At 61.3% G+C, this 24,478-nt stretch carries 24 protein-coding genes; 4 read left to right on the top strand and 20 right to left on the bottom strand.

Features of this window, described 5'->3' with window-relative positions; translation table 11 throughout:
• Positions 1-2 precede the first annotated feature (2 nt).
• Positions 3-977 (bottom strand): hypothetical protein, encoded by a 975-nt coding sequence (locus OIS53_RS20025; protein ID WP_264682476.1) that lies wholly within the window; start codon positions 975-977, stop codon positions 3-5.
• A 15-nt stretch (positions 978-992) separates the two neighbouring features.
• Entirely contained in the window at positions 993-1,952 is a 960-nt protein-coding gene (locus OIS53_RS20020; RefSeq protein WP_264682475.1) for a tyrosine-type recombinase/integrase, read from the bottom strand.
• A 318-nt stretch (positions 1,953-2,270) separates the two neighbouring features.
• Here OIS53_RS20020 and OIS53_RS20015 point away from each other — a divergent pair, with 318 nt between their 5' ends.
• A complete protein-coding gene (locus tag OIS53_RS20015) occupies positions 2,271-3,143 on the top strand; it encodes a toxin-antitoxin system YwqK family antitoxin (protein WP_264682474.1) in 873 nt (290 codons plus the stop codon).
• A gap of 2 nt (positions 3,144-3,145) precedes the next feature.
• Here the strand turns inward: OIS53_RS20015 and OIS53_RS20010 are convergent, their stop codons facing one another.
• From OIS53_RS20010 to OIS53_RS19925, 18 genes are all read right to left on the bottom strand, one after another.
• Positions 3,146-3,571, bottom strand: a complete 426-nt coding sequence (locus OIS53_RS20010; RefSeq protein ID WP_264682473.1) for a DUF6122 family protein — start codon at positions 3,569-3,571, stop codon at positions 3,146-3,148.
• A gap of 397 nt (positions 3,572-3,968) precedes the next feature.
• Complete coding sequence (locus OIS53_RS20005) at positions 3,969-4,424, bottom strand: DUF305 domain-containing protein (protein ID WP_125423361.1); 456 nt, start codon at positions 4,422-4,424, stop codon at positions 3,969-3,971.
• Positions 4,425-4,450: 26 nt separating this feature from the next.
• On the bottom strand, positions 4,451-6,889 hold the full coding sequence (locus OIS53_RS20000; RefSeq protein WP_264682472.1) for a multicopper oxidase domain-containing protein: 2,439 nt from the start codon (positions 6,887-6,889) through the stop codon (positions 4,451-4,453).
• Positions 6,890-6,907: 18 nt separating this feature from the next.
• On the bottom strand, positions 6,908-8,005 hold the full coding sequence (locus tag OIS53_RS19995; RefSeq protein WP_264682470.1) for a DUF2231 domain-containing protein: 1,098 nt from the start codon (positions 8,003-8,005) through the stop codon (positions 6,908-6,910).
• Positions 8,006-8,129: 124 nt separating this feature from the next.
• On the bottom strand, positions 8,130-8,339 hold the full coding sequence (locus tag OIS53_RS19990) for a heavy-metal-associated domain-containing protein (protein WP_264682468.1): 210 nt from the start codon (positions 8,337-8,339) through the stop codon (positions 8,130-8,132).
• A 142-nt stretch (positions 8,340-8,481) separates the two neighbouring features.
• Positions 8,482-8,814 (bottom strand): four-helix bundle copper-binding protein, encoded by a 333-nt coding sequence (locus OIS53_RS19985; RefSeq protein ID WP_125423349.1) that lies wholly within the window; start codon positions 8,812-8,814, stop codon positions 8,482-8,484.
• A 61-nt stretch (positions 8,815-8,875) separates the two neighbouring features.
• Positions 8,876-9,940 carry an HNH endonuclease gene (locus tag OIS53_RS19980; RefSeq protein ID WP_264682465.1) on the bottom strand — a complete coding sequence of 355 codons (1,065 nt, stop codon included), beginning with the start codon at positions 9,938-9,940 and terminating at the stop codon, positions 8,876-8,878.
• 65 nt (positions 9,941-10,005) lie between these two features.
• Complete coding sequence (locus tag OIS53_RS19975) at positions 10,006-10,626, bottom strand: helix-turn-helix transcriptional regulator (protein WP_264682463.1); 621 nt, start codon at positions 10,624-10,626, stop codon at positions 10,006-10,008.
• 7 nt (positions 10,627-10,633) lie between these two features.
• Positions 10,634-13,855, bottom strand: coding sequence for an efflux RND transporter permease subunit (locus tag OIS53_RS19970; protein ID WP_264682461.1), 3,222 nt, complete (start codon positions 13,853-13,855; stop codon positions 10,634-10,636).
• 3 nt (positions 13,856-13,858) lie between these two features.
• Complete coding sequence (locus OIS53_RS19965) at positions 13,859-15,007, bottom strand: efflux RND transporter periplasmic adaptor subunit (RefSeq protein WP_264682459.1); 1,149 nt, start codon at positions 15,005-15,007, stop codon at positions 13,859-13,861.
• Positions 14,991-15,602, bottom strand: coding sequence for a hypothetical protein (locus OIS53_RS19960; RefSeq protein WP_264682458.1), 612 nt, complete (start codon positions 15,600-15,602; stop codon positions 14,991-14,993). The genes OIS53_RS19965 and OIS53_RS19960 overlap by 17 nt, the downstream gene beginning before the upstream one ends.
• Positions 15,602-16,846, bottom strand: coding sequence for a TolC family protein (locus OIS53_RS19955; RefSeq protein WP_264682456.1), 1,245 nt, complete (start codon positions 16,844-16,846; stop codon positions 15,602-15,604). Before OIS53_RS19955 ends, OIS53_RS19960 begins: the two co-directional genes overlap by 1 nt.
• Positions 16,847-16,942: 96 nt before the next feature.
• A complete protein-coding gene (locus OIS53_RS19950) occupies positions 16,943-17,476 on the bottom strand; it encodes a heavy metal-binding domain-containing protein (RefSeq protein WP_264682454.1) in 534 nt (177 codons plus the stop codon).
• A 40-nt stretch (positions 17,477-17,516) separates the two neighbouring features.
• Entirely contained in the window at positions 17,517-18,350 is an 834-nt protein-coding gene (locus OIS53_RS19945; RefSeq protein WP_264682452.1) for a DUF305 domain-containing protein, read from the bottom strand.
• A 47-nt stretch (positions 18,351-18,397) separates the two neighbouring features.
• Positions 18,398-19,339: a heavy metal-binding domain-containing protein gene (locus tag OIS53_RS19940; RefSeq protein WP_264682450.1), complete on the bottom strand. Its 942-nt coding sequence runs from the start codon at positions 19,337-19,339 to the stop codon at positions 18,398-18,400.
• Between the two features lie 45 nt (positions 19,340-19,384).
• Positions 19,385-19,516, bottom strand: a complete 132-nt coding sequence (locus OIS53_RS19935; RefSeq protein ID WP_264682448.1) for a hypothetical protein — start codon at positions 19,514-19,516, stop codon at positions 19,385-19,387.
• A 126-nt stretch (positions 19,517-19,642) separates the two neighbouring features.
• Positions 19,643-20,110 (bottom strand): hypothetical protein, encoded by a 468-nt coding sequence (locus OIS53_RS19930; RefSeq protein ID WP_264682447.1) that lies wholly within the window; start codon positions 20,108-20,110, stop codon positions 19,643-19,645.
• 239 nt (positions 20,111-20,349) lie between these two features.
• A complete protein-coding gene (locus tag OIS53_RS19925; RefSeq protein ID WP_264682446.1) occupies positions 20,350-21,108 on the bottom strand; it encodes a hypothetical protein in 759 nt (252 codons plus the stop codon).
• Between the two features lie 234 nt (positions 21,109-21,342).
• Between OIS53_RS19925 and OIS53_RS19920 the strand changes: the two genes are divergently transcribed.
• The 3 genes from OIS53_RS19920 to OIS53_RS19910 form a co-directional block, all read left to right on the top strand.
• On the top strand, positions 21,343-23,607 hold the full coding sequence (locus OIS53_RS19920) for a heavy metal translocating P-type ATPase (protein WP_264682445.1): 2,265 nt from the start codon (positions 21,343-21,345) through the stop codon (positions 23,605-23,607).
• A gap of 12 nt (positions 23,608-23,619) precedes the next feature.
• Entirely contained in the window at positions 23,620-23,997 is a 378-nt protein-coding gene (locus OIS53_RS19915; RefSeq protein WP_264682444.1) for a cupredoxin domain-containing protein, read from the top strand.
• On the top strand, positions 23,994-24,478 hold a 485-nt coding region (locus OIS53_RS19910; protein WP_264682443.1), incomplete at its 3' end, for a hypothetical protein. The genes OIS53_RS19915 and OIS53_RS19910, both read left to right, overlap by 4 nt.

Raw genomic sequence — 24,478 nt, 5'->3', positions numbered from 1 at the left:
ACTTACGCTTCCACAATTTTTCTCAACCGCACTGCGAACTGCTTTAGGTCCTCGCGACTGCCGGAATAGACTTCCGTGTCGAAAAGGGTATGAAGAGCGTATTCTTTGATGTCAAAACATTTAGACTTATCAGTCAGCACGATGTCTGCGAACGGCAACGCTACGGCCATGCGTTGCACATCCATGTAGTCGTTGGGCGTTTCTCGCTGGTGCTTGAGAGCCATGGCCGCTTCTAGTCGTGCTCGAATAAATAGAGGGGCAGCAGCTACTCGCAAGCCGTGTTTTTCAATCGTTTCTTTGATTTTTCTCGCTTCCCGTTGAGTCATTCCCAACCGGTTAATCAGAAGAACCATGACAGCATCTGACCACAACGGAATTGTCTGCGAGGGAAACACAGCGGTTTTCCGTTCCAGAAATCCATACCGGGCAAACTTCTTTAGCTGCGACAATAGCTCTTTCGTGTAGTATTCTTCTTTTAGGAAGAGCGCAGTTCTGCGCAGGGCCTCATTGGGGCGTGGCCCTTGAGCAGTCAGCTGGCGGGTGTGGTTCACTGCTACCGCCGCCTCTTCAATCATGATATTAAAGCCCCTTTTTATCGCGCTAAACTGCTGGAATCCATCTTGAAGGGCAAAGCCCATCACCGGCACCTTTTGGCAAAAACTGCTTCTGCTAGGAGCTTGCTTACGAGCGTGGTTGAGGAGCAGCCGCGCCGTTACATCTCCTTCTGACATCAAGGACAATCCCCCGCTGAGCCTGAAAAGAAAGGCATCTTGCGTTTGCGCACGTTCAGCATCTCTAGCCGACGATTCCAGCAAGTGCTCGTTGGAGTACGGAACAACCAAGGTTTTATTGGCTACGCCTTGCTCAATGATGGTTCGCAGCTGCTGCCAGTCTTCCGAAGAGTTTGGGTCAGCACAATGGCTGACGGCAAACTGGTCGAGGTAAACACAGACCTGCTTAGTAAAGAATTTTCCCATTGGCGCATTAATAGCCTACAGCCCCAATTTCTGAGCCGCGTTGTGCTGCCGTACATTATCGAGGCGGGTATAGCGCCGTATCATAGAGCTCGTCTTATGCTTGGTCTGGTTCATCACCTCTGAGTCATCGGCGCCATTGAGCTTGGCCACCGTTACGAACGAAGCCCGCAAAGAATGAGCGGTGAACTTCGGGCCCAGGTGCCGCTGCACAATCTTATTTAAGTGAACATCCGTCAGCCGGCGCTCAGTCAGGCGCCCGCCCTTACGCAGGGAGACCAGCACGGGCCCGGTAGTTCGGCCGAGCATCCGTAGCCAGGTCTGCAGCGTGCGGATGGGACACAGCGAAGGGTCCGGGGAGTAGAAAATGGCCTTTTCCTCGGCTTCCCCCAATTGGTTGGTCTTGCTGCGCTTCAGGTCGATGGTCAGCCCTTCGTCCGAAAATGTAAGGTCCTCCAAGTCGAGGGCGGACAGTTCGGAACGACGAAATGCTCCCGTGAAGCCCAGCAGCAAAATTACCCGGTCACGCAGGCCCGCCGGCGTCGAGGCGTCGATGTGCTTGACGGTGCGCTTGAAGCTGGCCAACGAAAATGCCGGCGCCTGCTTCTGGCGGGTGCCTTTCACCCGGCTGATACCTTCGAGTAGCACCTTAAATTTTTTGTCGTCCGTGGGCGAGGCCAAGTCCCGTAGCGCGTGGGCTTTGCTGATGGCCGCGCAGTGGCGCTGGATGGTGGCCACCTTCTTCTCAGCTTCGGCTAGGTGCGTCACAAACCCGGCGAGCGTATCTACCGACGCCGGCAGTGCCACCTGCCCGTGCTCGGTGCACCAGGCCGAGAAGCGGCGCCAATCGCCCGCGTAGGCCCGGGCCGTATTGGGCGCGCCCTGCAGGCCGGCCTCGACGTAGCGGGCAGTCTGCTCAGCCAGGTGCGCAAGGCCGGTGGACGCGGGCGAAGGCAGGACGACGGGGACGGTGCTCATGGTGGCTTATTATATATTATATAAGGAGTAAACGCCCGAAAAAAAAGTGCTTGCCAAAGGTACATTATAAGGTATGATAAGTGAACCTTATCATACCTTATGGTGAAAGAAGTGTTACCAACCGTCAGGTCGATTCTATGCTGATAGTTACAGAGGGCGGGTCACCTCGTGTACACAATTTCGCGGTTATGAGATGATGAGCGTGGCAAAACTTCGCGTTATTTTTACAAGTCGCACTCCCGCGCTTTCAATGTTTGTCGTTCTATGACCAAAAGCTACTCCCTGCTTTTTTTACTCCTTATTATAAGTGTCGCCGCGTTGGCCCAGCGACCTAAGCCGGCAGCGGTTAGTCTACCACCCGCCGATACCATCTACTTTGACCGCGACTGGGAACGAACCGAAACGCTGGAGGAAGTAGCCTATGCGCGCATTGCGCACCGCGACGCTTCCGGCAAGCCGGTGGGCACGGTGCGTGACTACTTCTACCCGTCGTGGAAAAAACAATGGGAAGGCAAGCTCGCGGGCGAAACGCCCGACAAGCCGCATGGGCTGTGTTGCGGCTGGCACGAGAACGGCTTGGTCAGCTTCCGGGGTACGTACCTGAATGGCGTGCAACAGGCGGATTTTCGCAGCTGGCGCGAGGACGGGCGGGAAATCAAGTGCCGGGCCGTGGTGCAGGACGCGTTGCCGCTGAGCAACGCCACGCTGCACTGCAGCAACTGCATGCATAGCAGCCGCAACGTGTTCACCGTGGATATTCCGGACGGGACGGTGGGCGTGGTCTATAAGCTTGACGTGCGCGACGAGGGGCAGCCCCCCATTTCCTGGTCGACGGCGCTGGCGGTAGCGGCCGTAGCCAGCAGCGGCGGCACGGCCGCCCCGGCCCTACTGGGCACCGCGGCTACGGCCCTCACCAAGCAGGGGAACAATGCCCCGCCAACGGTCAGCACCAAATGCCACTGGTACATCACCGCCGACCCAGCCGCGGCGCAACAGTTCCTGGCCACCAAAGGCACTATCACCAACGGCAATGCCTGCTTGCGAGCAGCCGTGAACACGCCGCAAGAAACCCGGCCCATCACGCTGCCCCCAGGCACGCGGCAGCTGTTCGTGTGCGTAAACAACGACAACTACACGACCGACGCGACGGCTACCCTCAGCGTAACGGCGCTGGTCCAGACGTGCAAGTAAGGCTACTCCGGTGGCGAGCGGCGCAGTAGTTTCCGCATCCAATGGTGCAGGGCGTACAAGCGAGAGTTGAGGTAGCACGCGTGGCAGTGGGAGAAGTTCCACACGCAATCCACCGTATCCGTGAACAGGTGGAAGAGCAGTCCCACCGCGACGGGTTGCGCTGCCGGCAGCAGCAACAGCAAGGCGTACACCGGAATGGCGTAGAATGAATGCAACGGGTGAAACCCTACGCTGCAGCGGAGCGGGTCGAAGATGGGCTTGGCCAGCAGGTGGTCTAGGTCAATGAGCATCGTGGCCACCATCATCAGGTAGGCTGCCTGCCACGCCAGCGGAAAAAGCACCAGCGCCAACACAACCGGGAACACGAAATGCAGGCCGTAGTGCACCAGCGTTTGGGCGCTTAGGAACTTGCGCGCGGGGCTAGGCAACGGCTTGCGCGGGGCTACTGGCTGCGGGGCGCGGTGTGCCGTGTCTCCGGCAACGATTTTTGCCTCCTTGCTACCCAACTTGGCCAGCGTTGCCGGTTGCCCGGGGGGCACCTCGCCCCGCAGCTGAGCGGCCGGGGACTGCCCTTCCGCAGGTAGGTGGTTACGAGGGAGCGTGGAGGAATCGCAGCGGACAGCAGCCGTCGCCGTGTCAGACTGCGACGGCGGCCACGATGAGCGATGCCCGGGAGCCGCTGCGAATCGGGGAATGACGACAGTTGACCGGCAACCAGACAAGGTAATTGCCAGGCCAGCAGCGCATAGGATAGCGCGACAACCCAATAAATTAAGGCTATGCCGTAAGGAGCGTATCAAGGCTGCCAGCTTTGATTTCGCGGAGCTACTGCTGCTGCAAGCGATGCAGCATGCGTTTCATCTGGCCAATCTCGCGCTGCTGGGCGCTGATGATGCTGTCGGCCAGGGTGCGCACTTCGGGGTCCTTAATGGTGGCCCGCTTGCTGACCAGGATGGCAATGGAGTGGTGCGGAATCATGGATTGCATGAAGCGTGTGTCGTTCACCAGCACCTGGTTGCGCAGCATGGCCAGCACTGCGGCAAACACGGCCACGCAGCCCACGGCAATCAAGCGGTTTTTGCCTTTGTCGGGGTACATGTGCGCCATGAAGGCCAGCATGAGCAGCCCCATAGCTGCTACCATAAGCGTGGTCATGTAAAAGCGGTTGATGCTGAAGTAGATATGGTCCCACTCGTAGGTGTTCAGGTAGGTGATGAGATGCATCACGACAAATGATGCGGCGAGCATCAGAAAGAATTTGGAGTAGCTGCCCTTGTTCATGACGAGAAAAAAAGAGGGAAAATGGGTTAATAGTGGAACGTGAGGCCCGCGCCCCAGCCGTATTGGTTATCATAGTTGGTGCTGAGCGAGGCGTACTTGCTGACCATATAGCGGACGCCCAGCGTGAACTCGCGGTCGGTATTGCCGCGGATGTCTAAGAAGAGGTTATTGCTCAAGGGCAAGTCGCGCCGCTCCAGCTGCGCCCGAACCTGGCCGGTGAGGTCGGTGCGCAGCTCGGCGCGCACGAGCAGGGGAAGCATGTAGTACACCCCCACTTCGGCCTGGCGGCGGAAGTTGCGGTTGTTTTCCGGGGTGCGGCGGTTCCCCCCTTCGGCGTCGCTGGCCGAGCGCAGGGTTTTGTTGTCGCGCAGGTCATAGCCCACGAAAGCGGCCAGAAACTGCCGCTTGTCGAGGTAGCGCAGCAGGTGGGTTTCCGTTTCGTAGTTGCCCTGGTAGTTGAGCCGGCCCTCGAATTCGAGGGCATTCTTATTGTTGGACAGGTTGGCTTCGAGAAACGCCCCCTGCGAGTGCACGGCCACATCAGCCCACGGGTAGAGCCGGTTGTCCTCGCGCTTGAGGTGGCGGTAGCCGGTACGGGCAAACTCGTTTTGCGGGCTGCCCTCGTAGCTGATGACGCGGGCCATGCCCGACATCATGTGGTAGAGGGTGTGGCAGTGAAAAAACCAGTCCTGGTCCTCGTTGGCGTCAAACTCGATGGTGACCTTGCCCATGGATTGAATGTCGAACGTGTGCTTCATGGGCGAGTAAGCGCCCTGCGCGTTGACCAGCCGGAAAAAGTGGCCGTGCAGGTGCAGCGGGTGGCGCATCATGGTCATGTTTTGAAAGACCATGCGCACGTTTTCTCCCTTGCGAATAGGAATGTTGTCGGACTCGGAGAGGGTTCGATTGTCGAAGGACCAGACGTAGCGCAGCATATTGCCAGTCAGCGTCAGGTGGATTTCGCGCCACTGCTTTGTCGAGTCCAGGGTGGTAGGGTTCAAGGCCCGCAGCTGGTTGTAGTTGAAGTCCCCGCCCATGCTCATGCTGCCCATCTGCATGCCGGCCATATTCATCCCGCCCATGTCGCCCGAGTCCTGGAGGCTGCCCATGCCCATGTCACCCTTTTCCTGCATGTTCATCGGGCGGTTGCGGGGCGGTGCCGTCGAGCTGGCCGGCGCCGTGCCGTGCCGCATGTCCATGCCCGGCATACTGCCGCTGCCCGGTTTTGCGGGTGTACCGCTCGCTGCGTGGTTGCCCATGTTCATTTCCTGCCCAGCGTGGCCGTTGGAAGCGTCCTTGGTATCCATTTGGCCGGCGCCGCCCATTTGCATGCCGCTCATGTTGCCCATGCTGTTCATTTCCCGCGTCATCTGGAAGTAGTTGAGCTTGGGCAAATCGGGTGCACGCATGGGCTCACCCTGACCGAAGTACCCGGAGGTGTAGCCCGTGACGTCGGACGAGGTAGCCCGCAGTTCGGCCGCGCCCATCGAGGGCACGGTGATGAGCAGGTCGTACGTTTCGGCGGTGGCAATTTCCAGTTTGCTGGTCGGAAAGGGCTCCACGTTGATGCCGTCGGCCGCAATGACCTGCATCGGCCCGCCGGCGTACTGGAGCTTGAAGTAGGAGGAGGCACTGCCGTTGATGACGCGCAAGCGCACTACTTCGCCGGGCTTGGCGTCCCGGAAATAGTTGAGCTCTTGCCCGTTCATGAGAAACTTGTTGTAGAATACGTCCGTCACGTCCATGGCCGGCATGCGCTGCCACTCCTGCTTAAGCTTGTCTTTGAAGTAGCCGGCGGCCAGCGCCTCGCCGTAGCTCTGGGTGGCACCTTTCTGCACGGCAAACCACTCGCCGGCGCGCTTGAGGTAGCGCAATACTTCCTTGGGTCGGTGGTCGGTCCAGTCGGAAAGCACGAGCACGTACTCTTTCAGCTGATACTGGATTTCTTTGGGTTGCACCACGATGGAGCCGTAGAGTCCCTCCTGCTCCTGCAGCATGGTGTGCGAGTGGTACCAGTAGGTACCGCTTTGCCGCAGCGGAAACGTGTAGGTGTGTACGGTGCCGGGCTTGATGGGTGGAGTATTCAGGTAAGGCACGCCATCATACTGGTTGGGTACCAGCAGGCCGTGCCAGTGCACGGAGGTTTCCATTGCCATCTGATTGTGCACCCGGATAACGGCCGTGTCACCTTCGTTGAAGCGCAGCGTGGGGGCTGGAATCTGACCGTTGACGCCGATGGCGTGGCGCATGCGGCCGGTGAAATTGACCAGCCGGTCTTCCACGTACAGGTCGTACTCCACCCGCTTGCCCACGTAGCTGGTCCGGGGCACGACGACAATGCCCTGGGTTTGCTGCGCGGGCGGGGCCGATTGGGTAAGGTAGGGCTGCTTGTCCTGCGGCATCGGCATGCCCGGCATGTGTTGCGCGTGGGCCTGCAGGGCCGCAGCCAACATCGTGAGTAACATAATGTATCGCATCAGCAGCTACTTCTTAGGGCTTGATTGGGTACGCGCCGGGTTATTGTCCTTGAAGCGAAACTTATCCAGCGGGTTGGGTATGGTCATGCCGGGCATGTCATGCGTGCCCGGCGCGGCCTCCATGGCTGGCGCGGGCTGCGCTGGTTGAGCCGGCTTCATGCCAGGCATGGTTGCCATATCGGCCATCCCGGCGGCTGCCGCGGGCGGCTGCGGCTTGGTTGGTTGGCGGCTCATGCCCGGCATCTCAGCCATCCCGGCCATTTTATGCTGCTGCTTGGGACTGTTGGTCGGCTGCATAACCATGCCCTTGGGCATGGGCTGCGTACGGCTGGCCGCGGGCATGTGCATGCCCGGCATGGTGGCCATGTCGGTTGGGTGGCCAGCAGGTTTTGTCCGGTGGGTCGCTTTCGTTTCTGGCATTCGCATGTCCCCCATCTGACCCGTGGCCGGCGCGTGTTGAGGCCGCGCAGAAGCCGGGGCGCCCATGTCCATTCCCGGCATGTCGGCCGGGTGTGCCGGCTTGCTGGTGGGCGGCTGCTGACTTGAAGCGGTGGGTGGTGAGCCAGTCGAGGGGCTACCGGTACCGGAAGATTCCTCGTGGTGGCTGACTTGCTCAGTCATGCCGGGCATCTGCTCCTCGTCGTCGTGGCCGTGGTGCTTCGACACGAGGTGCCCCTGCGGGCCGACGCCCTCCACGTACACCAGCTGCGCGCCCCGGTGGCCCGCCACGGACAACGTGCCGGCGGCCGCCAGCGCGAAAGCCAGAACCAAAACTTCATAAGCGCGGCGTTGTACGTGGAAAAATTGCCCTATCCCGCGCAGCAACAGGGTGATGCCCGATAGCCACAGCGTGTAGCTCGCGTACTTTTCGTGGGCCGCGAATACGGCCGCCGCCCGCGCGCCCAGGCCCGTGGCCTCAGCATGAAACACGGTACTGGCTGCCAGGGCCCCGGCAAAGCCCCCGGCCAGTATCAGCAGGGTTCCCCAGCGAACCTGCTGCCAGTCTTTGAAGACCAGCAGGGCCTGCGTGGCCGCCCCCAGCAAAATGAGCACGATGGGAACGTGCACGACCAGGGGGTGAAGATTGGGAAAGTCTGAAAACATAGAAGGGCAGTTAAGCGGGATAGACAGAGGATGATGGACAACCGCCAGCCGGCCCTCTGGCTACCTATGCCCCAATAAAAACGCCCGAACGAAGCCGGGCGTTTTTGACAAGAGCGGTAGCTGCTTAGGCGGCCACTATATGGAAGCCAGCCTGCTCGACGGCTTGTACGACCTGCTGGGGGGTGAGCTTATCGGTGGTCACGGTCAAAATCTTATCAGGATTGGCTGTATCCACCTGCCAGTTGCCGGCACCGGCTTGCTCGTTGAGGGTCGGCGTAACGGCCTTAATGCAGCCGCCGCAGTTGATGTTGGTTTTGAAATGCAGGGTTTTCATGACGATGTGAGTTGAAGGGCCCCACCGGGGCCCGTGACAATACAACACACAAAGCTGTGGCCAAAGTGACTCGAAAAGGATACAGAATTGCGTCGGCAACTTGCATGATTTCCCGTTGCCCCTCCGTCAGAAAACGCGGCACTTAGGCGGCCAGGCCGGCGCGGCAGGCCTGCTCGCAGCGGCGGCACGCCTCGGCGCATTCCTGGCAGTGTTGCATGTGGGTGTGCTTGGCGCACTCGTCGCCGCAGGCCTTGCAGATTTCGGCGCACTCGCTCAGCAGGTGCTGGGCATGTTCCGAGCCACGGGCAACGAAGCGGGCCGTCAGCGCGCAGATGTCGGCGCAGTCACGGTCCAGGCTGATACAGCGGGCCATCATCTTCACATCGTCTTCCTGCAGGCAGGCGGAAGCACAATGTTCGCAGGCGGCAATGCAGGCGTTGAGGGCGTCGAGGAGGGATTGGTTTTGGGCGTGCATGGTTATGGAGGCTAAGTGTGGAAGGAGTTGTTGCTCCAGCTACACTTTATACCTACAGCGCCTAAGCTGGTTTTACATCATTTGCACTCTGGCTTGCATCATTTGGAGGCTCCGGCTTGATAGGTACTTCTATCATTTTATCAAAGGCCAGTGAAAACCGATGCTCTTCCCCTTTCCTCTTCTGGTTAGAAGTGAAATCAACCCGTCTAAAAGTAGCGGGACCGTACTCCGCCAACCAAGTCTCTCCGATAAGTAGAGGAAAAACGGGTAAGTCAATACTCTGCAAAGGCGGTGTGATGCCTAGGAAGCGTACTTTATCAACGCGGCTAAAGGGTAATGCTAGTTGGAAATAGTAGTTGGCATAGTAAAGCACGAACATCTTTTCTGGGATTTCGGCCGGCGCACTAGCATTGCGGGTGTAGAGTTGAGCGAAAGGAGCTGGAAAGACCGGCGGACCAGATACGGAATGTAACATCACGCTTAGGATACCCATTCCTTGGGCTGCTTCATCATGTACCTCTGAGGTGATGAACTCACGCGCCCACCTGTAATCGTTTACCTCCGATTCATCGAGCAGACAAAGGGCCATTTTAAGCAGGAGCTTGACCAAATGAATCGGGACATAGCTGGGCCTAGTAGTTATCAATTGGGCAGAATTAGTAGCCTCATCAATAACGAGCGGGTCTTGCCCTTGAATCGTTTTGATGTGCAGACCTTCTGCCTCCATGGATACTTCAAGGCCCGTCTTGTTGTCTTTGAATTTGGGAACCTTTCTGTTTTTGCCTTTAATCTGATTGAAGGTTCGAGCCAACCCCAGGTAGTTGGCAAAAGAGTCTTCGTACTTCGCAAAAAGTGCATTGCAGGTATCACACTCGAAATGTGAGAGTATGTTGCGGTTGCCCATAAAATCGGGCATCACGTGAGCATCTTTGCGGAATGACACTTCTGGTTCGCTCTTCCCACAAAACCGACAGATTCGAGGCGTGGGAGTACCCAGGTAAAACGGCGTGTCTGATGGTCCAACCATCATTTCACAATCGTATGCTCCGAAAAACTGCTTAGCGCGCTGCTGGTTTACGGCGTCAGCAGGCATGGGTAGCTTCAGCGTTTTGGTGATTCTGCTCATAAGAAGGAAAAGGGGGCACGAGAACGAAAGAAACGCAGTACTAAACCAGGTAAGTTTCTGCTGCGCTAGTTATTCAAGTGAGCCACAATGTCCTTTGTGAGAAGTATGCCCGCTTCCAGCTGCTGGCGATACACCGAGGGTGAACACTGCGCAAACCGCCGAAACTGCCCCGAAAAATGGGCCAAACTGCCGTAGCCCAACTGCCGGGCAATGCGCCCGATGTCGAGCCGGGACGTGGCTAGCAGCTGCTGGGCGTAGTGCAGGCGTCGGTGGGTGATGTAGCCCAGTAGGCTCTCGTGGCCGGGCACCTGGGCAAAGCAGGCGTGCAGCTGGCGGCTGCTTACGCCCAGCTCCTGGGCCAGGGTGGGGATGAAGTCGCGGTGCCGGAGCGTATCGGGCCGGTGCAGCAACTCGTCCACGGCCTGTTTCACCCGCGCTACCAACTGCTGCGCCGGGCTTTCGAGCAGAGCAAAGCCGGCGGTTGCCAGCGCTTCCCGGATGCGCGCCCAGTCCAAGATATCGGCTGGGCCGACCACCGTGGCGGCGCCGAGGCGCACGTCAAGCACCCGCAGGCCGAGGCCTTCCAGCTCCCGCCGCACCATCCGAATACCCCGCGCGCAGACCATGTGCTTGATGTACAGCACACAGCCGGCAGCGTTAGGCGTAACGGATGAATTGGGGAGCATGGGCAAACTAGGCGCTGGGCTGCACCGGATTTAGGTCAGTGGGGGGCGTGAGGGGCTGGGCGTCCAGCTCCTGCGGATGGGCATCGAGCCCCACTTCCCGGTGGCCACGCTGGTACTGGGCCAGGGCCTTTTCGCCCACGAGCCAGAACACCACGGGCGTCACCACGATGTCGAGGAAGGTGGACGAGAGCAGGCCGCCCAGGATGACGGTGGCTACGGGGTAGAGAATTTCCTTGCCGGGCGCATCCTTAGCCAGGGTGAGCGGCACCAGGGCCAGGGCCGCCACCAGGGCCGTCATCAGCACCGGCACCAAGCGTTCCAGCGAGCCGCGGATAATCATCGCCTTGCTGAACCGCTCGCCTTCGTGCTCGACGAGGTGGATGTAGTGCGAAATCATCATGATGCCGTTGCGCGAGGCAATGCCGGTGAGCGTGATGAAGCCCACCAGCGAGGCGATGCTGAACGTGCCGCCGGTAAGTAGTACCGCGCCCACCGAGCCGATGAGGGCCAGTGGGATGTTGAGCATAATCTGCCCCACCATCAGCCCCGACTTGAAGTGCGAGTAGAGCACCAGGAAGATGCCGGCCAGCGAAAACAGGCTCAGCCAGAGAATCTTTTGCGCGGCCGACTGCTGGCTCTCAAACTGCCCGCCGTAGGTCAGGTAGTAGCCCGCCGGCAGCTTCACCTGCTGCGCGATGCGGGCCTGCACTTCCTTAACGGTGCTGCCCAGGTCGCGGCCCGCCACGTTGAGCGAGACGGTGATGCGGCGCTGGGTGTTTTCGTGGTTGACGGTGTTGGGGCCGGGCTCGTAGCTCACGTCGGCCACCTGGCTCACCGGAATTAGCGCCCCCGAGGGCGTTTCGATGCGGGTGTTGGCAATGGTGGCCACGTCGTTGCGCTGGGCTTCGGGCAGCTTCACAATCAAGTCAAAGCGCTTCTGCCCATCGAGCATCTGCGACACCACGTCGCCCTGAAATAAGGTCTCCAGCGTGGCCACCACCTGCCCGCGCTCCAGGCCGTAGGCGCGCAGGGCCGCGTCGCGGGGGCGCACCAGCAGCTGCGGAATTTGTACCTGCTTCTCCACCTGCAAATCGACCACGCCCGGCACCGTGCCGGCCGCCGTGCGAATCTCATTGGCATACCGACGCAATTCGAGCAGGTCGTTGCCGAATACCTTGATGGCGACCTGAGCCCGCACCCCCGAGAGCAAGTGGTCGAGGCGGTGCGAGATGGGCTGGCCGATGTTGACGTTCACACCGGTGATGAGCGCCAGGCGCTGGCGCAGGTCGGCCAGAATCTCGTCGCGGCTGCGCATCTTTTTTCCCTCTCGTTCCAGTTCCTCCTCAGTCTTGAAGGCTACTTCGATTTCCGAGTTGTTCACCGATTCGGCGTGCTCGTCCAGCTCGGCGCGGCCGGTGCGGCGGGCAGTGTAGGCCACCTCGGGCAGCTGCAGAATCTGCTCCTCGCCCAGCGTGCCCAGCTTGTTCGACTCGGTAAGCGAGGTGCCGGCGGGGGCCGAGAAGTTGACCGTGAGCGAGCCTTCGTTGAAGGGCGGCAGGAACTCCGTGCCGAAGAAGGGCACCAGCGACAGGGCCACGGCAAACAGCAGCCCCGTCACCGTGAGCACCAATTTCGGGTGGCCAAGGCCCCAGTTGAGCAAGCCGGTGTCTTTGCGCTTGAGCCAGCGCACCAGGCCTCCCTCCTGCTCGGCCATCCGAATCTGCTTCATCTTGGGCAGCAGGTAGTAGCAGAGCACGGGCGTCACCGTCAGCGACACAAACAGCGAGGCCACGATGCTAGTGATGTAGGCAATGCCCAGCGGCGCGAAAATGCGCCCTTCCATGCCTTCCAGCGCAAACAGCGGCAGGAACACCAGCACCACGATGACGGTGGCGTACACGATGGAATTACGCACTTCCGACGAGGCGGCGTAAATCACCTGCAGGGCCGGCCGGGGCTGGGCCAGCTGCTGGTTTTCGCGCAGGCGGCGGAACACGTTTTCCACGTCCACGATGGCGTCGTCGACCAGCTCGCCGATGGCAATGGCCAGTCCTCCCAGCGTCATGGTGTTGATGCTGATGCCGGCCGCGCGGAACACCAGCGCCGTGACCAGCAGCGAGAGCGGAATGGCCACCAGCGAGATAAACGTGGTGCGCACGTTCAGCAGGAAGGCAAACAGCACGATGACCACCAGGATGGCCCCATCGCGCAGGGCCTCTTCCACGTTGGTAATCGACGACTCGATAAAATCGGCCTGCTTGAACAGGCGCGTATTCACTTTCACATCCTTGGGCAGCGAGGGCTGCAGCTCCACCAGCGCCTTTTCCACCGCCTCGGTGAGGCCCACGGTGGCGGTACCGGGCTGCTTCTCGATGCTCAGAATCACGGCCGGCTTGCCGTTCACGCTGCCGTCGCCGCGCTTAAAGCGGGCCCCGAAGCTCACGGTGGCAATTTGCTTGATGCTGATGGGCGAGCCCTGGCGGTAGCCGACGATGATGTTTTCGATGTCCTCGACCGAGCGCAGCCGGCCCAGGTTGCGAATCAGTACTTCCGAGCCGTTGCGGTCGAAGAAGTTGCCGGTAGTGTTCAGGTTGGAGCGGCGCAGCGCTTCCTCCACCTGCGTTACGGTCAGGCCCGTGGCGTTGAGCCGGGGCATGTCCAGCAGCACCTGGTACTGCAGGTTGTCGCCGCCGATGGGAATGACCTGGGCCACGCCGGGAATGCTGAGCAGGCGCTGGCGCACGGTGTAGTTGGCCAGCGTGCGCAGGTCGGCCGCGTTGGTTTGTTGGCCGCCCGAGAGGCCCACCAGCATTATCTGGCCCATCACCGAGGAAATCGGGCCCAGCACCGGCGTGATGCCGGTGGGCAGCTGCCCGCTCACGGTTTGCAGCTTCTCGGCCACAATCTGCCGGGCGGTGAAGATGTCGGTGCCATAGTCGAACTCCACGAACACCATGCCCAGGCCGATGGCCGAGTTGGAGCGCACAGCTGCCACGCCGGTAGCCCCGTTCAGGGCCGTTTCCACGGGCAGCGTCACCAGGGCCTCCACTTCTTCGGGGGCCATGCCGGCCGCTTCCAGAAACACCGTCACGCGGGGGCGGTCCAGGTCGGGCAGCACGTCCACCGGCAGCTGGCGCGCCGTGAAGGTGCCGGCCACCAGCAGGCCCACGGCGAAGGCCAGCATGAGCAGGCGGTTTTGCAGGGCAAAACGGATGATTCTATCCAGCATCCTTTATTGGTTCAAGTAGATGGATTTGAGCTGGTAAGTGCCCACGCTCACCACCCGGTCGTTTTCGTTCACGTCGCCGGCCAGCAGCACCGTCTGCTCGCCGTTGGCCGGACCGGGCTGCACGTAGCGGATGTTAAAGGTTTCCGGGTCGCTGTGCACGAAGACCACCGGCTTGCCGTTCAAATCGGTCAGCGCCGACGTGGGCACCACCAGCTGCTTTTTGCCGCCGTCGCTGCGCCCCAGCACCTGCACGTTCACGGCCTGGCCGGCGCGGAAGAGGTTGCCGCCGGCGTTGTCGAGTTCGAGCACCAGCTGCCGGGCCTGGTTCACGGGGTTCACCACGTTGCTGAACACCACCAGCCGGGCCGGGGCGCTACCGGTTTGTCCCTGCAAGCCTTCTACCCGGAACTGGGCCCCGGCCGGAATCTTGTCCAGGTCCTGAGCAAATACCTGGGCTTCCACGCGCAGCTTGCCGGGGTTGAGTACCCGAAACAGCTCGTCGCCCTGGGTGACTTGCTGGCCCACGGCTAGGTTGAACACGTCCACCGTGCCGCTGATGGGCGAGGTAATGGTAACGCGGCGGGTGCGGGCCTGCCCGTTGAGAATAGCGGCATTCTGGCGGGCCTGGCGCAGGCGCAGCTCGGCGGCCACCACGTCCTTGCGGGCGGCGATGTCGGCAATGGTCTGCAACCGGGCGTAGTCCTGCTGGGCGGCGCGCAGCTCGGCCTGGGCGTTGGCGCGCTCGGTGCTCAGGCCAATTTGCTGGGTGGCATCGAGGGTCTGGTCGATGACGGCCAGCGCCTGCCCGGCGCGCACCGACTGGCCTACGCTCGCAGCCAAGCTGACGATGCGTCCGGTTTGGGGCACCACCACCCGTCCCTCGCCCCCGGCTGCGGGCGCTACGGTACCGTAGAGGGTAAGGCGATTATACGTATTTGAATAGCTGGCCAGGGCCGTGCGCACCCCGAACAGAAACTGGCTTTCCTTGGGTAGGGCCACGGCATCGGTCAGGGCCACGCCGGTCGAGGCGTGCGCGGCGTCGCCGTGGTCCTCGCCCCCGTGGGCCCACAGCGCGACGGGCGGGGGCAGCAGCACAGAAAAGGCCAAACCCAGAGCGGCCGTAGCGGCGAGAAACTTATGCGTGGTTTTCATAGACGGCAGGAGTTGAAGGGGAAACGGGGACCGCCGGGCGCCGGCGACGCATCACCAGAGCCGTGGCCGCAATGCCCAGCGCGAAGGCGCCAAACAGCAGCAGCACGGTTTTCCAGGAACCAATGAGGGGCGCGGCCGTCGGGGCCGGGGCCGCCGCCACGGGCAGCAGCTTGCCCACTTCGATACCGGAGAGCAGCATCAGGTCGGCTTTGTCGCCGGCCACAATGTTGACGGCCAGGCTGTATTTCTGATTGGCTGGAAACCGGCCTTCCACCAAGTAGGACCCCGGGGACTTTTCGCTGACCACGAACTTCAAGTCGGCCGCCTCCGGGCAGGTGATGGTCAGCTTGGCGCCTTTGATGGGGGCGTTGGTGGCGTAGTCCGACACGAACAGACGCATGTCGGCGTCCTGGCCCTTTTGTAGGGGCTCGTAGCGCAGCAGCAGCTCGAAGCTTTCGGACAGCGCGGCTACCGAGAACGTGGTGGCCACCGGGCCGGCCGAGGGCTTGGCCGCGTCGCCGTGGTCTTCGCCGCCGTGGGCGCGGGCCCCGGTGGCCAGCAGCAGGGCCAGCAGCAGCAGGAGAATGTTTTTCATTATTGTCCCCGCAGGTAGTTAAGTTCAACGATGGCCTGACTGTAATCCCGGATGGTAGTCAGGTAGGTATTTTGGATGGTGAAAGCCTGGTTGAGGCTCTGAATCAGCACCAGGTAGCTGATTTCGCCGGCCTTGAACAGGCGCTGCGACTGGCTGATGATGGCCCGCGACTGGGGCAGGCCGGTCTGCTCGTAGTACGTGAGCGAGGCGGCAAACTTGCGCGTATCGGCCAGGGCCTGCTGGTACTGGGTGTTCAGGTCGAGGCGCTGCACCTGCAGCTGGGCCTGGGCGGCCTTGCTGCGGGCCGTGGCGGCCTGCAGCTGCGAGCGGTAGGTCCAGAACCAGATGGGCACCGACACCCCGAACTGAAAGCGGTACTTGACCACGGAGTTCTCATACGCCTGATTCTGATAGCCCAGCGTCAGCGCCGGCGCGCGCCGGGCCCGCACCAGGCTGATGCCCGACTGGCTGAGGGCTACGTTCTGGCCGTAGTAGGCCAGCGTGGGGCTCAGCGCCACGGCCGCACTGTCCTGGCTGGGCAGCGTGGCCAGCAGCTCGGCGCCGGTGCGGGCCAGCTCCGGCCCGGTTTGGCGCAGGTCGGTTTCGGTGGCCAGGTCGGCGTCGGGCTGCCCCAGCAGCAGGCCCAGCCGCCGCTGGGCCGAGCGCTGGTCCACGCGGGCTTGCTCCAGCTGGTTGCGCACCTGCTGGGCTTCCGCGTCGGTGCTCACCCGCTGCAGCGCCGTTACCTCACCGGCTTTGAACAGGCGTTCCGTGGCTTGCCGCAGGTTCTGAAACAGGCTGTCCTGGTAGGTCAGCTGGCGCACCTGCGCTTCGGCAAACTGCAGGCGCAAGTACGCCTGGCGCACGTCGCGGCGCACGGTGGCGCGGTTCACGTCTAGGCCCCGCTCGGCCAGGGTGATGCCCGCCTGGGCAACCTTGGCTTGCCGGCGATACACCGTGGGCAGGTCAATGGTTTGCACCACCCCCGGGGCCCACCGCTCGCCCGTGGGCGCCGAAAACAAGAAGTCGGGGTTGGTGGGCGAAAAGCTGCCGCGCTTGAGGGCGCGCTGCTCCTCAATTTCCTGGGCCGACTGGCGTAGGCGCGGGTGCTGGCGCAGGGCCTGCTGTTCGGCACTGTCCAGCCGTACGACTACCTGCTGCGCCCGCGCGGGGGCCCGCAGCCCGAGCAGCAGCAGGAGCACGGCCAGGCCGGGCAGGCGAAAGCAAAGGGGAAGGTGATTCATGAGCAAGGGGTGGGCTCCGAGGCGGCCCACCGGCGCATGCCGGTGGGCAGACGGGAACTCGTGATAGGAAATGCGACCGGGCTGGCCGCGCCACGGCTAGGATTTTTTAACCAGGGCCATGCCGCATTTGGGGCATTTGCCAGGTTGCGCAGCGGCCACGTCTGGGTGCATGGGGCAGGTGTAGGCCGCCCCCACGGCCTGGTGTCCGCGGGCTTCGTCCAGCTTTTCAAAGCGGACCGTCATCGTCTTACCGTCGGCGGTGGTGAGGGTGACGATGGCCGTGCGCACCTTGGCCCCGGCGGGCAGCTTGGCCGTGAGGTGGTCATCCCCGGCCAGGGCGAGCGGAAGCGTGGCGGTGGCGTTGTTGGTTTGCTGCACCATTACCGAGCCTTTCATGCCCTTGTTGGGCACGGGGCTCATCTTGGCCCCTAGCAGGTAAAACGCCAGCTCGGTGGGCTGGGCCACTAGTTCGAGGTGGTAGGGGCTGGCCGAGCGGACCACGCCCCCGTGCGGGGCCACGTGGGCGTGGGTTTCGCCGGCCGCCATTTCGGCGTGCTGCTGCGCGTGCGCGGCCAGGGGAGCAGCGGCCAGGAAAACCAGGCCGGCTAGGAGAGAGCGGAAAACATGCATGGTACTGGGGTACTGAGGGTAGTGGGCGCAGGGCCGCGGGTTAGGCTTTCTTAACCAATTCCATTTCGCAGGTCGGGCATTTGCCCGGCTTGGTGCTTTGGCTGCCTTCGCAGCCCATCGGGCACTCGTACACGGCTGCGGTAGGCTTCATCTTGTCGGCATTCTTGGCGTGCCAGGCTTTGAACTGCTCGATTTCCTTCTTCTGGGCGTCAATCATTTTCTGCGCCATCTCCTTAAGCTTGGTGTCCTTGCCGTGGGCCAGCTCTGCTTCGGCCATGTCCATCGCGCTTTGGTGGTGCACCGTCATGAGCATGTTGAAGTTCATGTCCGGGTCAGCCACCAGCGTGGGCATGTTCTTCATCATGTGGTCCATGGACGTCTTCATCTGGGCGGTGAAGGGGTCGGCCGGGTCCTGGGGCTTGTAGTTGGTCGGGGCGGCGTCGAGGCGCTCGGCAATGGGCTCCAGCTCCCCGATTTCCTTCTGCTGGTCGGCTTTAATTTTCTCGGCCATCTGGCGCATGGTGGCGTCTTTACCGTCGCGCAACTCGATGTCGGCCATGGCAACGGCGCCCTTGTGGTGCTCCATCATCATGTGGGCAAAGTCGTGGTCGGTGTTGCCTTTCGGCTTCATGGCGTCCATCTTGGCCATCATCTCATCCATCGAAGCCATCAGGGGCGAAGCCGCGGCCGCACCCGTGCCGGCGTGGTTCATACCGGCATGGTCCATGCCGGCCATTTCGCCGCTGGCGGCCGCAGAATCGGCCGGGGCCGAGGTGGTTGCCGCCGTGGTATCGGCATTTTTATCGGAGTTGCAGCTACCCAGCAGCAGGGCGCTCGAACAAAGAGTGGCGAGGAACAATGCAGACTTTTTCATGGGGTTTGGGTTGGGTTGAAAGTGAAAAATGAGCGGTGTGGCGCGCGTTAGGCCTTCACGTTGATGGTAAAATCACCGGTGTGAATCTGCCCGCCGTGGTTGAACTGCAGGAACACGCGGTACAGGCCGGGCTTTTCGAAGTTGGTGTTGAAGCCGATGACCGGGCCCTTGTCGGCTTGCTCGTTGGGGTGCACGTGCAGGTAGTTCTCCGTGTCCTCGCTGATGACCACCACGTGGCCCAGCGCCCCGAGGTAGTTGTCGAGGTCCGTTACGGGCTGGCCGTTCTTGCTCAGCGTGATTTTCATGCCCAGCAGCTGGCCTACCTTCAGCTCCTTGTCAAAGGCCAGCGTAGCCTGGTAGCCATCCTGCTGCCACTGCAGCTGGTCCTTGCTGAACTTGACGGGCGTGTATTTCGGCCCCTGCACGCTCACTACCTGGCGGCCCAGCTGATGCCCGGCGCCGGCGGGCGTGTAATCCTGAAACAGCACGTAGTCGCCGCCCTTGGCGAAAGTGAACGGCACTTTGTAGTTGCCGTCGGCCGTGAATTCGGGGTGCTCGTGATAGAAGGCCGAGAGGTCTTTGCGGACGACGATGAGGTGAATCTTCTTTTCGTGGACCACGGCCAGCGGCACCGGGGCCGCCTCGTGGCCAACTTCCTGCGGGGTATACGTGAGCGTAGCGGGCTGGTCAGCTACCAGCTGCATCGGCTGGGGCTCGAACTTCATCTGATAGCTCTTGCCGTTGCTGACCTGGTCGTTGTGCACCAGCGCCATGCCGCACTTGGGGCATTTCTCGCCGGGCTTGGTGCTGGTCACCTCCGGGTGCATGGGGCAGGCGTAGGTGTGGCCCCCGGCGTGCCCGGCCGTGGAGTCGGGGCCCGCAGAAGTCGTAACGGTATTGTTGGCGTTGCTGCTCGCGGAATCGGAGGAGCAGCTCACGGCGGTAAACAGGCTGGCGGCGACCAGCGCGGGGATGAGAAGGCGGTTCATGACCTAGAATGTGATGGGAAGAAAAGGGGCGTTAGCGCCCGGCGGCTACGCCTGCCACTGCTGCCAGAGCACGAAGCCCAGCGCGGCAGCTACCACGGCGTAGAGTAGGTAGGAGAGCCAGCGACGGCCCGGCCCCGAGGGAGGCGGTGTACCGGCCTCCTGGCAACAACTCTTCATCGTTGGGGAGGGAAATACCAGAAAAGGGAGGGAGTGGGCGGCCTAGCCGCGCCGACAAGCAAACGAAAAGGCCCGCCCCGGACATAGCACAGCTATGCCGGCGCGAGCCTTAGCGCGTCGGAAGAATCAGACAGTCAGGGACCGAATGAAAATACGGATGTCGGGTATTTTAGGCGGCAGGTGCCCCCGAGGCACCAAGGTTACCGCGCGGGTGCGGTCCCACTTGCCGGCCGCCGGCCGGAAATGAAACTCGATGGCCGTGGGCAACACGGCCGGGGCGGGCACAAGCAGTTGCTTCTGCGCCGGGGAAGTAAGGGACGAAAGCAGCGAGGCCGACTTGTCTTTGCAGCAGTCGTGGCTGGTGGTGCCTTTGGGCGAATGCCCTTTGTGCTTGGCGAGGTTGTCGGCCGGGGCGCCGTGACCGTGGCAGCCCGGATGCGTCGGCTTCTTGGCTGCCGAGTGGTGGGCCAGCTGCGGTGCGGCTGGGCCGGGGTTCATCGTAGCGCACCAGCACTGCCCTACGAACACGTTGACGAAGACGAGCAGGAAGCTCGTCGCCAGCAAACGGCGGAAGGGGAAGAGGCTACGGAACATAACAGGGCACTAGGCAACCGCAAAATTAGGATTATCCTACGGAAGAAGCGTGACGGATACTGTACCCCCAAAGTTGCCGGATGGTTCCGGAAGCCAGCACCGGCGGGTATGGGCAACAGGATAAAATGCCGCTAATGAGCATCTCAGAGCGGTTTGCTCAAGCCGTGGGTGAACGGCAGACAGCACCCGAACGCAAAATTATGTAAGTGTCCTGCGTGATTTTGTAAGGGTTGTTATGTTTAAATGGGAGGGAGTTGAAAGCGGTTTGCGCTCAAGTTGAACTGGTCGGCGGCCCATCGGAACTTCTCATAGGGACTCGCATTTTTACCCAATGCTAATCCATTGACGATTATCTGCCTGAGTGCATGATAGTGCACAGATGCTTCCCCCTCACCAGGCCCAAACCGGTCATCATAATCCGTGAAATAGTCCAGATAGTAAGTATCAGTCATCAACTGCTTGCAATTCTGACGGACGAAATTCTCTTCCCAACTCCCAAACCCTTCATTGCTTGGTGCTGGGTATTGCCGGGCTAAATCAAATAGCTCAGAATCGAATTTGATAATAGGGAGACGTTCTGATTCCTCAGCCAGGTACGCCCTTACATAGGCTTCACCAAACAACATATTACCGTTATGGTACATCTCCCCGACCTTGATGGCACCACGGCATAGAAAGCCATGACGTATCAGGGTATGTATGGCATAGGCGCAATCGAAAAGCATTGACTGTACTCCTCCCTTCTCTTCAGCTAACCGGGATATGATTAGACAGTCAGATACTTGTAGTGCTTGTGTATTAATGTTTAGCGCCTTCTTAGCTCCGGTGCTCCACCCTTGCATTGGTTTGGCAAATCGGTCTTGAAGCTCCGCTAAAGCATTGTAGATGGTGTTAAAAGAGGCATCACCTCCTTTGCCCAGAAAATTTTTAAATCCTAAAATGTCGATGAAAGCAACGACTCTTCTCTCATACTGGGGTAACTTCTTCCTGGTGGGCATTACAGGGGGGTAAGATGGTTGAGCGGAACTATACTCAAATGTATTCATCCTGTATTCAATAATTACCTAGAAACAAAAGCGTATATCACGGACCCGGCCAGCCGTCAAATTATGCAAATCTGAGGCGGTATTTAGTACCAACTTCCTTCACAGAGGGCCGTTCCTTTGTAGGGTGATTATGGGCCTTGGCTACTGCGTAGCTGGTCCTAGTAATTGCGTAATAACCTACTAGTTATGGAGCCGACCACCAAGACCGAAACCCTCGACATTGAAGGCATGACCTGCGCTTCGTGCGCGGCGTTCGTGGAGAAGTCGCTGAGCCGCACGCCGGGCGTGCAGCGGGCCATGGTCAACTTTGCCACCGAGAAGGCCACGGTGGACTATGAGCCCGCGCAAGCCTCGCCGGCCACCCTGAAGCAAGCCGTCATCAACGCTGGCTACGGCGTGGCCGAGCGTGCCCCCGACACCAGCGCCGCCGAGCGCAGTGCCGAGATTGACCGCCAAAAGGCCCTGGCCTACCAGAAACTCAAGCGCCGCTTCTGGGTGGCCGTGGGCTTGGCCGTTATCATTATGCCCCTGAGCATGCTCATGCTTTGGCCGGCCATGATGGCGCGCGTGAACATGCAGTGGCTCAACTACGCCTTGCTGATGCTCACGCTGCCGGTACTGCTCTACAGCGGGCGCGAGTTCTACGAGTCGGCCTGGAACGGCTTCAAGCACCGCGCGGCCAACATGGACACGCTGATTGCCGTGGGCACCGGAGCCGCTTTCCTGTATAGCGTGGCGGCCACCGTGGTACCCGGCTTTTTCACGAGCCGGGGCCTGATGCCGGAGGTGTACTACGACACCACGGCCACCATCATCGCCCTGATTCTGCTGGGTAAGGTGCTGGAGATGCGCGCCAAAACGCAAACTTCGGCCGCCATTCGGAGCCTGATGGGCCTGCAGGCCAAGACCGCCCGCGTGGTCCGTCCCGACGGGGCCGAAGTGGACGTGCCCATTGAGCAGGTGCAGCTGGGCGACATCGTGGTGGTGCGGCCGGGCGAGAAGGTGGCCACCGACGGCCTGATTACGGAAGGCAGTTCGGCGCTCGACGAGGCCATGCTCACGGGCGAAAGCCTGCCGGTGCAGAAGCAAACCGGCGACCCGGTTTTCGGGGCCACGCTCAACAAGACCGGCTCGTTCCGCTTCCGGGTGACCAAAGTAGGCGCCGATACCATGCTCTCGCAGATTGTGAAGCTGGTGGAAGACGCCCAGGGTAGCCGCGCCCCTATTCAGCGCCTGGCCGACAAGGTCAGTGCCATCTTCGTGCCCACGGTGGTGGTCATTGCCATTCTCACCTTCGTGCTCTGGTTTGACCTCGCGCCCGTAGAGCACCGCCTGCCGCTAGCCTTGGTCAACTTTGTGGCCGTGCTCATCATTGCCTGCCCCTGCGCGCTGGGGCTGGCCACGCCCACGGCCATCATGGTGAGCACCGGTAAAGGTGCCGAGCACGGCGTGCTGATTCGCAACGCCGAGGCGCTGGAAAAAGCCTATCAGGTGAACACCGTGCTGCTCGATAAAACCGGCACCATTACCCGCGGCGAGCCGGCCGTGACCGACTTCGTCGCCCCGGACCAGGAGCCAGCGCGCTTGCTGCAATTGGTGGCCGCCGTCGAGCGGCAGAGTGAGCACCCGCTGGCTGAAGCCGTGGTGCGCTACGCCAACGCGCAGGGCGCGGGCAGCCTAGCGGCCACCAGTTTCCGGGCTGTGGAGGGCAAGGGTGCCGCTGCTACTGTAGACGGCCAGGCGGTGCTTATCGGCAACCGCCGTCTGCTTACCGAAGAAGGGGTGCAACTTTCACCCGAACTGCTCGCCCAGGCCGAGCACCTGCTGGCCCAGGCCAAGACCGTGCTTTATGTGGCCGTGGCCGGGCAGGCCGTTGGCTTGGTCGGCGTGGCCGATACTGTGCGCGACTCCTCGGCTGCCGCCATCAAGCAGCTGCAAGCCCTGGGTATCGAGGTAGTGATGATGACGGGCGACAACCCGCAGACGGCGGCCCAGGTGGCCGGTCAGGTGGGCATCAGGCGCTACTTCGCCGAGGTGCTGCCTCAGGACAAGGCCGGCAAGGTAAAGGAGCTGCAGGGCGAGGGCCGCACCGTGGCCATGGTAGGCGACGGCATCAACGACGCCCCGGCGCTGGCCCAGGCCGACATTGGACTAGCCATCGGCTCGGGCACGGACGTGGCCATGGAAGCCGCCGGCATCACGCTCATGCGCTCCGACCTGCGCGGGGTCGTGACGGCCATTGAGCTGAGCCGGCAAACCATCCGCACCATCAAGCAGAACCTGTTCTTCGCCTTTATCTACAACACGCTGGGTATTCCCATTGCGGCCGGCCTGCTCTACCCCTTCTTCGGCATTCTGCTCTCGCCCATGCTGGCCGCCGGGGCCATGGCCCTGAGCTCGGTATCGGTGCTGACCAACTCGCTGCGCTTGCGCGCCTTCAATCATCACTAATTCTTCTTTGCCATGGATGCGACTGCCCTCATCGTGACCATCGCCGGCGTCGGCTTGGCTGCCTTCGTGCTGTGGTACTTTTTCTTTTCGGCCCGCCAAACGGCCAGCGCTGTGTCCACCTCGGGGGGCGTGCAGGAAGTCGCCATTACCGTAAAAGGCGGCTACTCGCCCGATGTCATCGAGGTGGAGCACGGCAAGCCCGTGCAGCTGAGCTTCTACCGCGACGAAGAAAACAGCTGTTCGGAGGAGTTGCTGATGCCCGATTTCAACATTCGCCGCGACCTGCCGGCCTTCAAAACCACCCTGGTGGAACTGCTGCCGCAGCAGACGGGCAAGTTCGAGTTTACCTGCGGCATGGGCATGCTGCGGGGCAGCCTAGTCGTGAAATGAGTACGCATCCCATGAAAGCGGACATCAGCGTTGCCCACGTACTGCCCTTGCCCGATTCGCAGCGGCTGCTGATTAAGAACATGGTGTGCCCGCAGTGCATCCGGGTGGTCAAGGAAGAGTTGGCGGCGCTGGGCCTGCACGTGCACCGCGTGGCCCTGGGCGAGGCCGACGTATCGACGCCCGACGGCGCGGCCCCCGACTACGCCGCCATCCGCACCAGCCTGCACGAGGCCGGTTTCGAACTGCTGGAAGACCCCCGCGCCCAACTCGTGGACCGCATCAAAACCCTGCTGGTGGCCCTAATTCATTACCCGCCGCCGGGCCCGCGCCTGTTGAATTACTCGGATTATTTGGTGGAGCACCTGGGCAAGGACTACCACTATCTTTCCCATTTGTTCTCCGCTTCCGAGGGCCTCACCATCGAGAAGTTTATCATCCGCCAGAAGGTGGAGCGGGCCAAAGAGCTGATTGGCTACGGCGA

It is taken from the genome of Hymenobacter sp. YIM 151500-1 (genome assembly GCF_025979885.1).
Classification (GTDB): Bacteria; Bacteroidota; Bacteroidia; order Cytophagales; family Hymenobacteraceae; genus Hymenobacter.
The sequence above is the reverse complement of the archived record's forward strand: the minus strand, read 5'-3'. Positions and strand labels throughout refer to the sequence as shown.

Excerpts from the sequence above, each read along its gene's own strand:
- OIS53_RS20025 (WP_264682476.1), bottom strand. The coding sequence starts at position 977 with ATGGGAAAATTCTTTACTAAGCAGGTCTGTGTTTACCTCGACCAGTTT.
- OIS53_RS20020 (WP_264682475.1), bottom strand. The coding sequence starts at position 1,952 with ATGAGCACCGTCCCCGTCGTCCTGCCTTCGCCCGCGTCCACCGGCCTT.
- OIS53_RS20005 (WP_125423361.1), bottom strand. The coding sequence starts at position 4,424 with ATGAACAAGGGCAGCTACTCCAAATTCTTTCTGATGCTCGCCGCATCA.
- OIS53_RS20000 (WP_264682472.1), bottom strand. The coding sequence starts at position 6,889 with ATGTTACTCACGATGTTGGCTGCGGCCCTGCAGGCCCACGCGCAACAC.
- OIS53_RS19995 (WP_264682470.1), bottom strand. The coding sequence starts at position 8,005 with ATGTTTTCAGACTTTCCCAATCTTCACCCCCTGGTCGTGCACGTTCCC.
- OIS53_RS19990 (WP_264682468.1), bottom strand. The coding sequence starts at position 8,339 with ATGAAAACCCTGCATTTCAAAACCAACATCAACTGCGGCGGCTGCATT.
- OIS53_RS19985 (WP_125423349.1), bottom strand. The coding sequence starts at position 8,814 with ATGCACGCCCAAAACCAATCCCTCCTCGACGCCCTCAACGCCTGCATT.
- OIS53_RS19980 (WP_264682465.1), bottom strand. The coding sequence starts at position 9,940 with ATGAGCAGAATCACCAAAACGCTGAAGCTACCCATGCCTGCTGACGCC.
- OIS53_RS19975 (WP_264682463.1), bottom strand. The coding sequence starts at position 10,626 with ATGCTCCCCAATTCATCCGTTACGCCTAACGCTGCCGGCTGTGTGCTG.
- OIS53_RS19970 (WP_264682461.1), bottom strand. The coding sequence starts at position 13,855 with ATGCTGGATAGAATCATCCGTTTTGCCCTGCAAAACCGCCTGCTCATG.
- OIS53_RS19965 (WP_264682459.1), bottom strand. The coding sequence starts at position 15,007 with ATGAAAACCACGCATAAGTTTCTCGCCGCTACGGCCGCTCTGGGTTTG.
- OIS53_RS19960 (WP_264682458.1), bottom strand. The coding sequence starts at position 15,602 with ATGAAAAACATTCTCCTGCTGCTGCTGGCCCTGCTGCTGGCCACCGGG.
- OIS53_RS19955 (WP_264682456.1), bottom strand. The coding sequence starts at position 16,846 with ATGAATCACCTTCCCCTTTGCTTTCGCCTGCCCGGCCTGGCCGTGCTC.
- OIS53_RS19950 (WP_264682454.1), bottom strand. The coding sequence starts at position 17,476 with ATGCATGTTTTCCGCTCTCTCCTAGCCGGCCTGGTTTTCCTGGCCGCT.
- OIS53_RS19945 (WP_264682452.1), bottom strand. The coding sequence starts at position 18,350 with ATGAAAAAGTCTGCATTGTTCCTCGCCACTCTTTGTTCGAGCGCCCTG.
- OIS53_RS19940 (WP_264682450.1), bottom strand. The coding sequence starts at position 19,339 with ATGAACCGCCTTCTCATCCCCGCGCTGGTCGCCGCCAGCCTGTTTACC.
- OIS53_RS19935 (WP_264682448.1), bottom strand. The coding sequence starts at position 19,516 with ATGAAGAGTTGTTGCCAGGAGGCCGGTACACCGCCTCCCTCGGGGCCG.
- OIS53_RS19930 (WP_264682447.1), bottom strand. The coding sequence starts at position 20,110 with ATGTTCCGTAGCCTCTTCCCCTTCCGCCGTTTGCTGGCGACGAGCTTC.
- OIS53_RS19925 (WP_264682446.1), bottom strand. The coding sequence starts at position 21,108 with ATGCCCACCAGGAAGAAGTTACCCCAGTATGAGAGAAGAGTCGTTGCT.
- OIS53_RS19920 (WP_264682445.1), top strand. The coding sequence starts at position 21,343 with ATGGAGCCGACCACCAAGACCGAAACCCTCGACATTGAAGGCATGACC.
- OIS53_RS19915 (WP_264682444.1), top strand. The coding sequence starts at position 23,620 with ATGGATGCGACTGCCCTCATCGTGACCATCGCCGGCGTCGGCTTGGCT.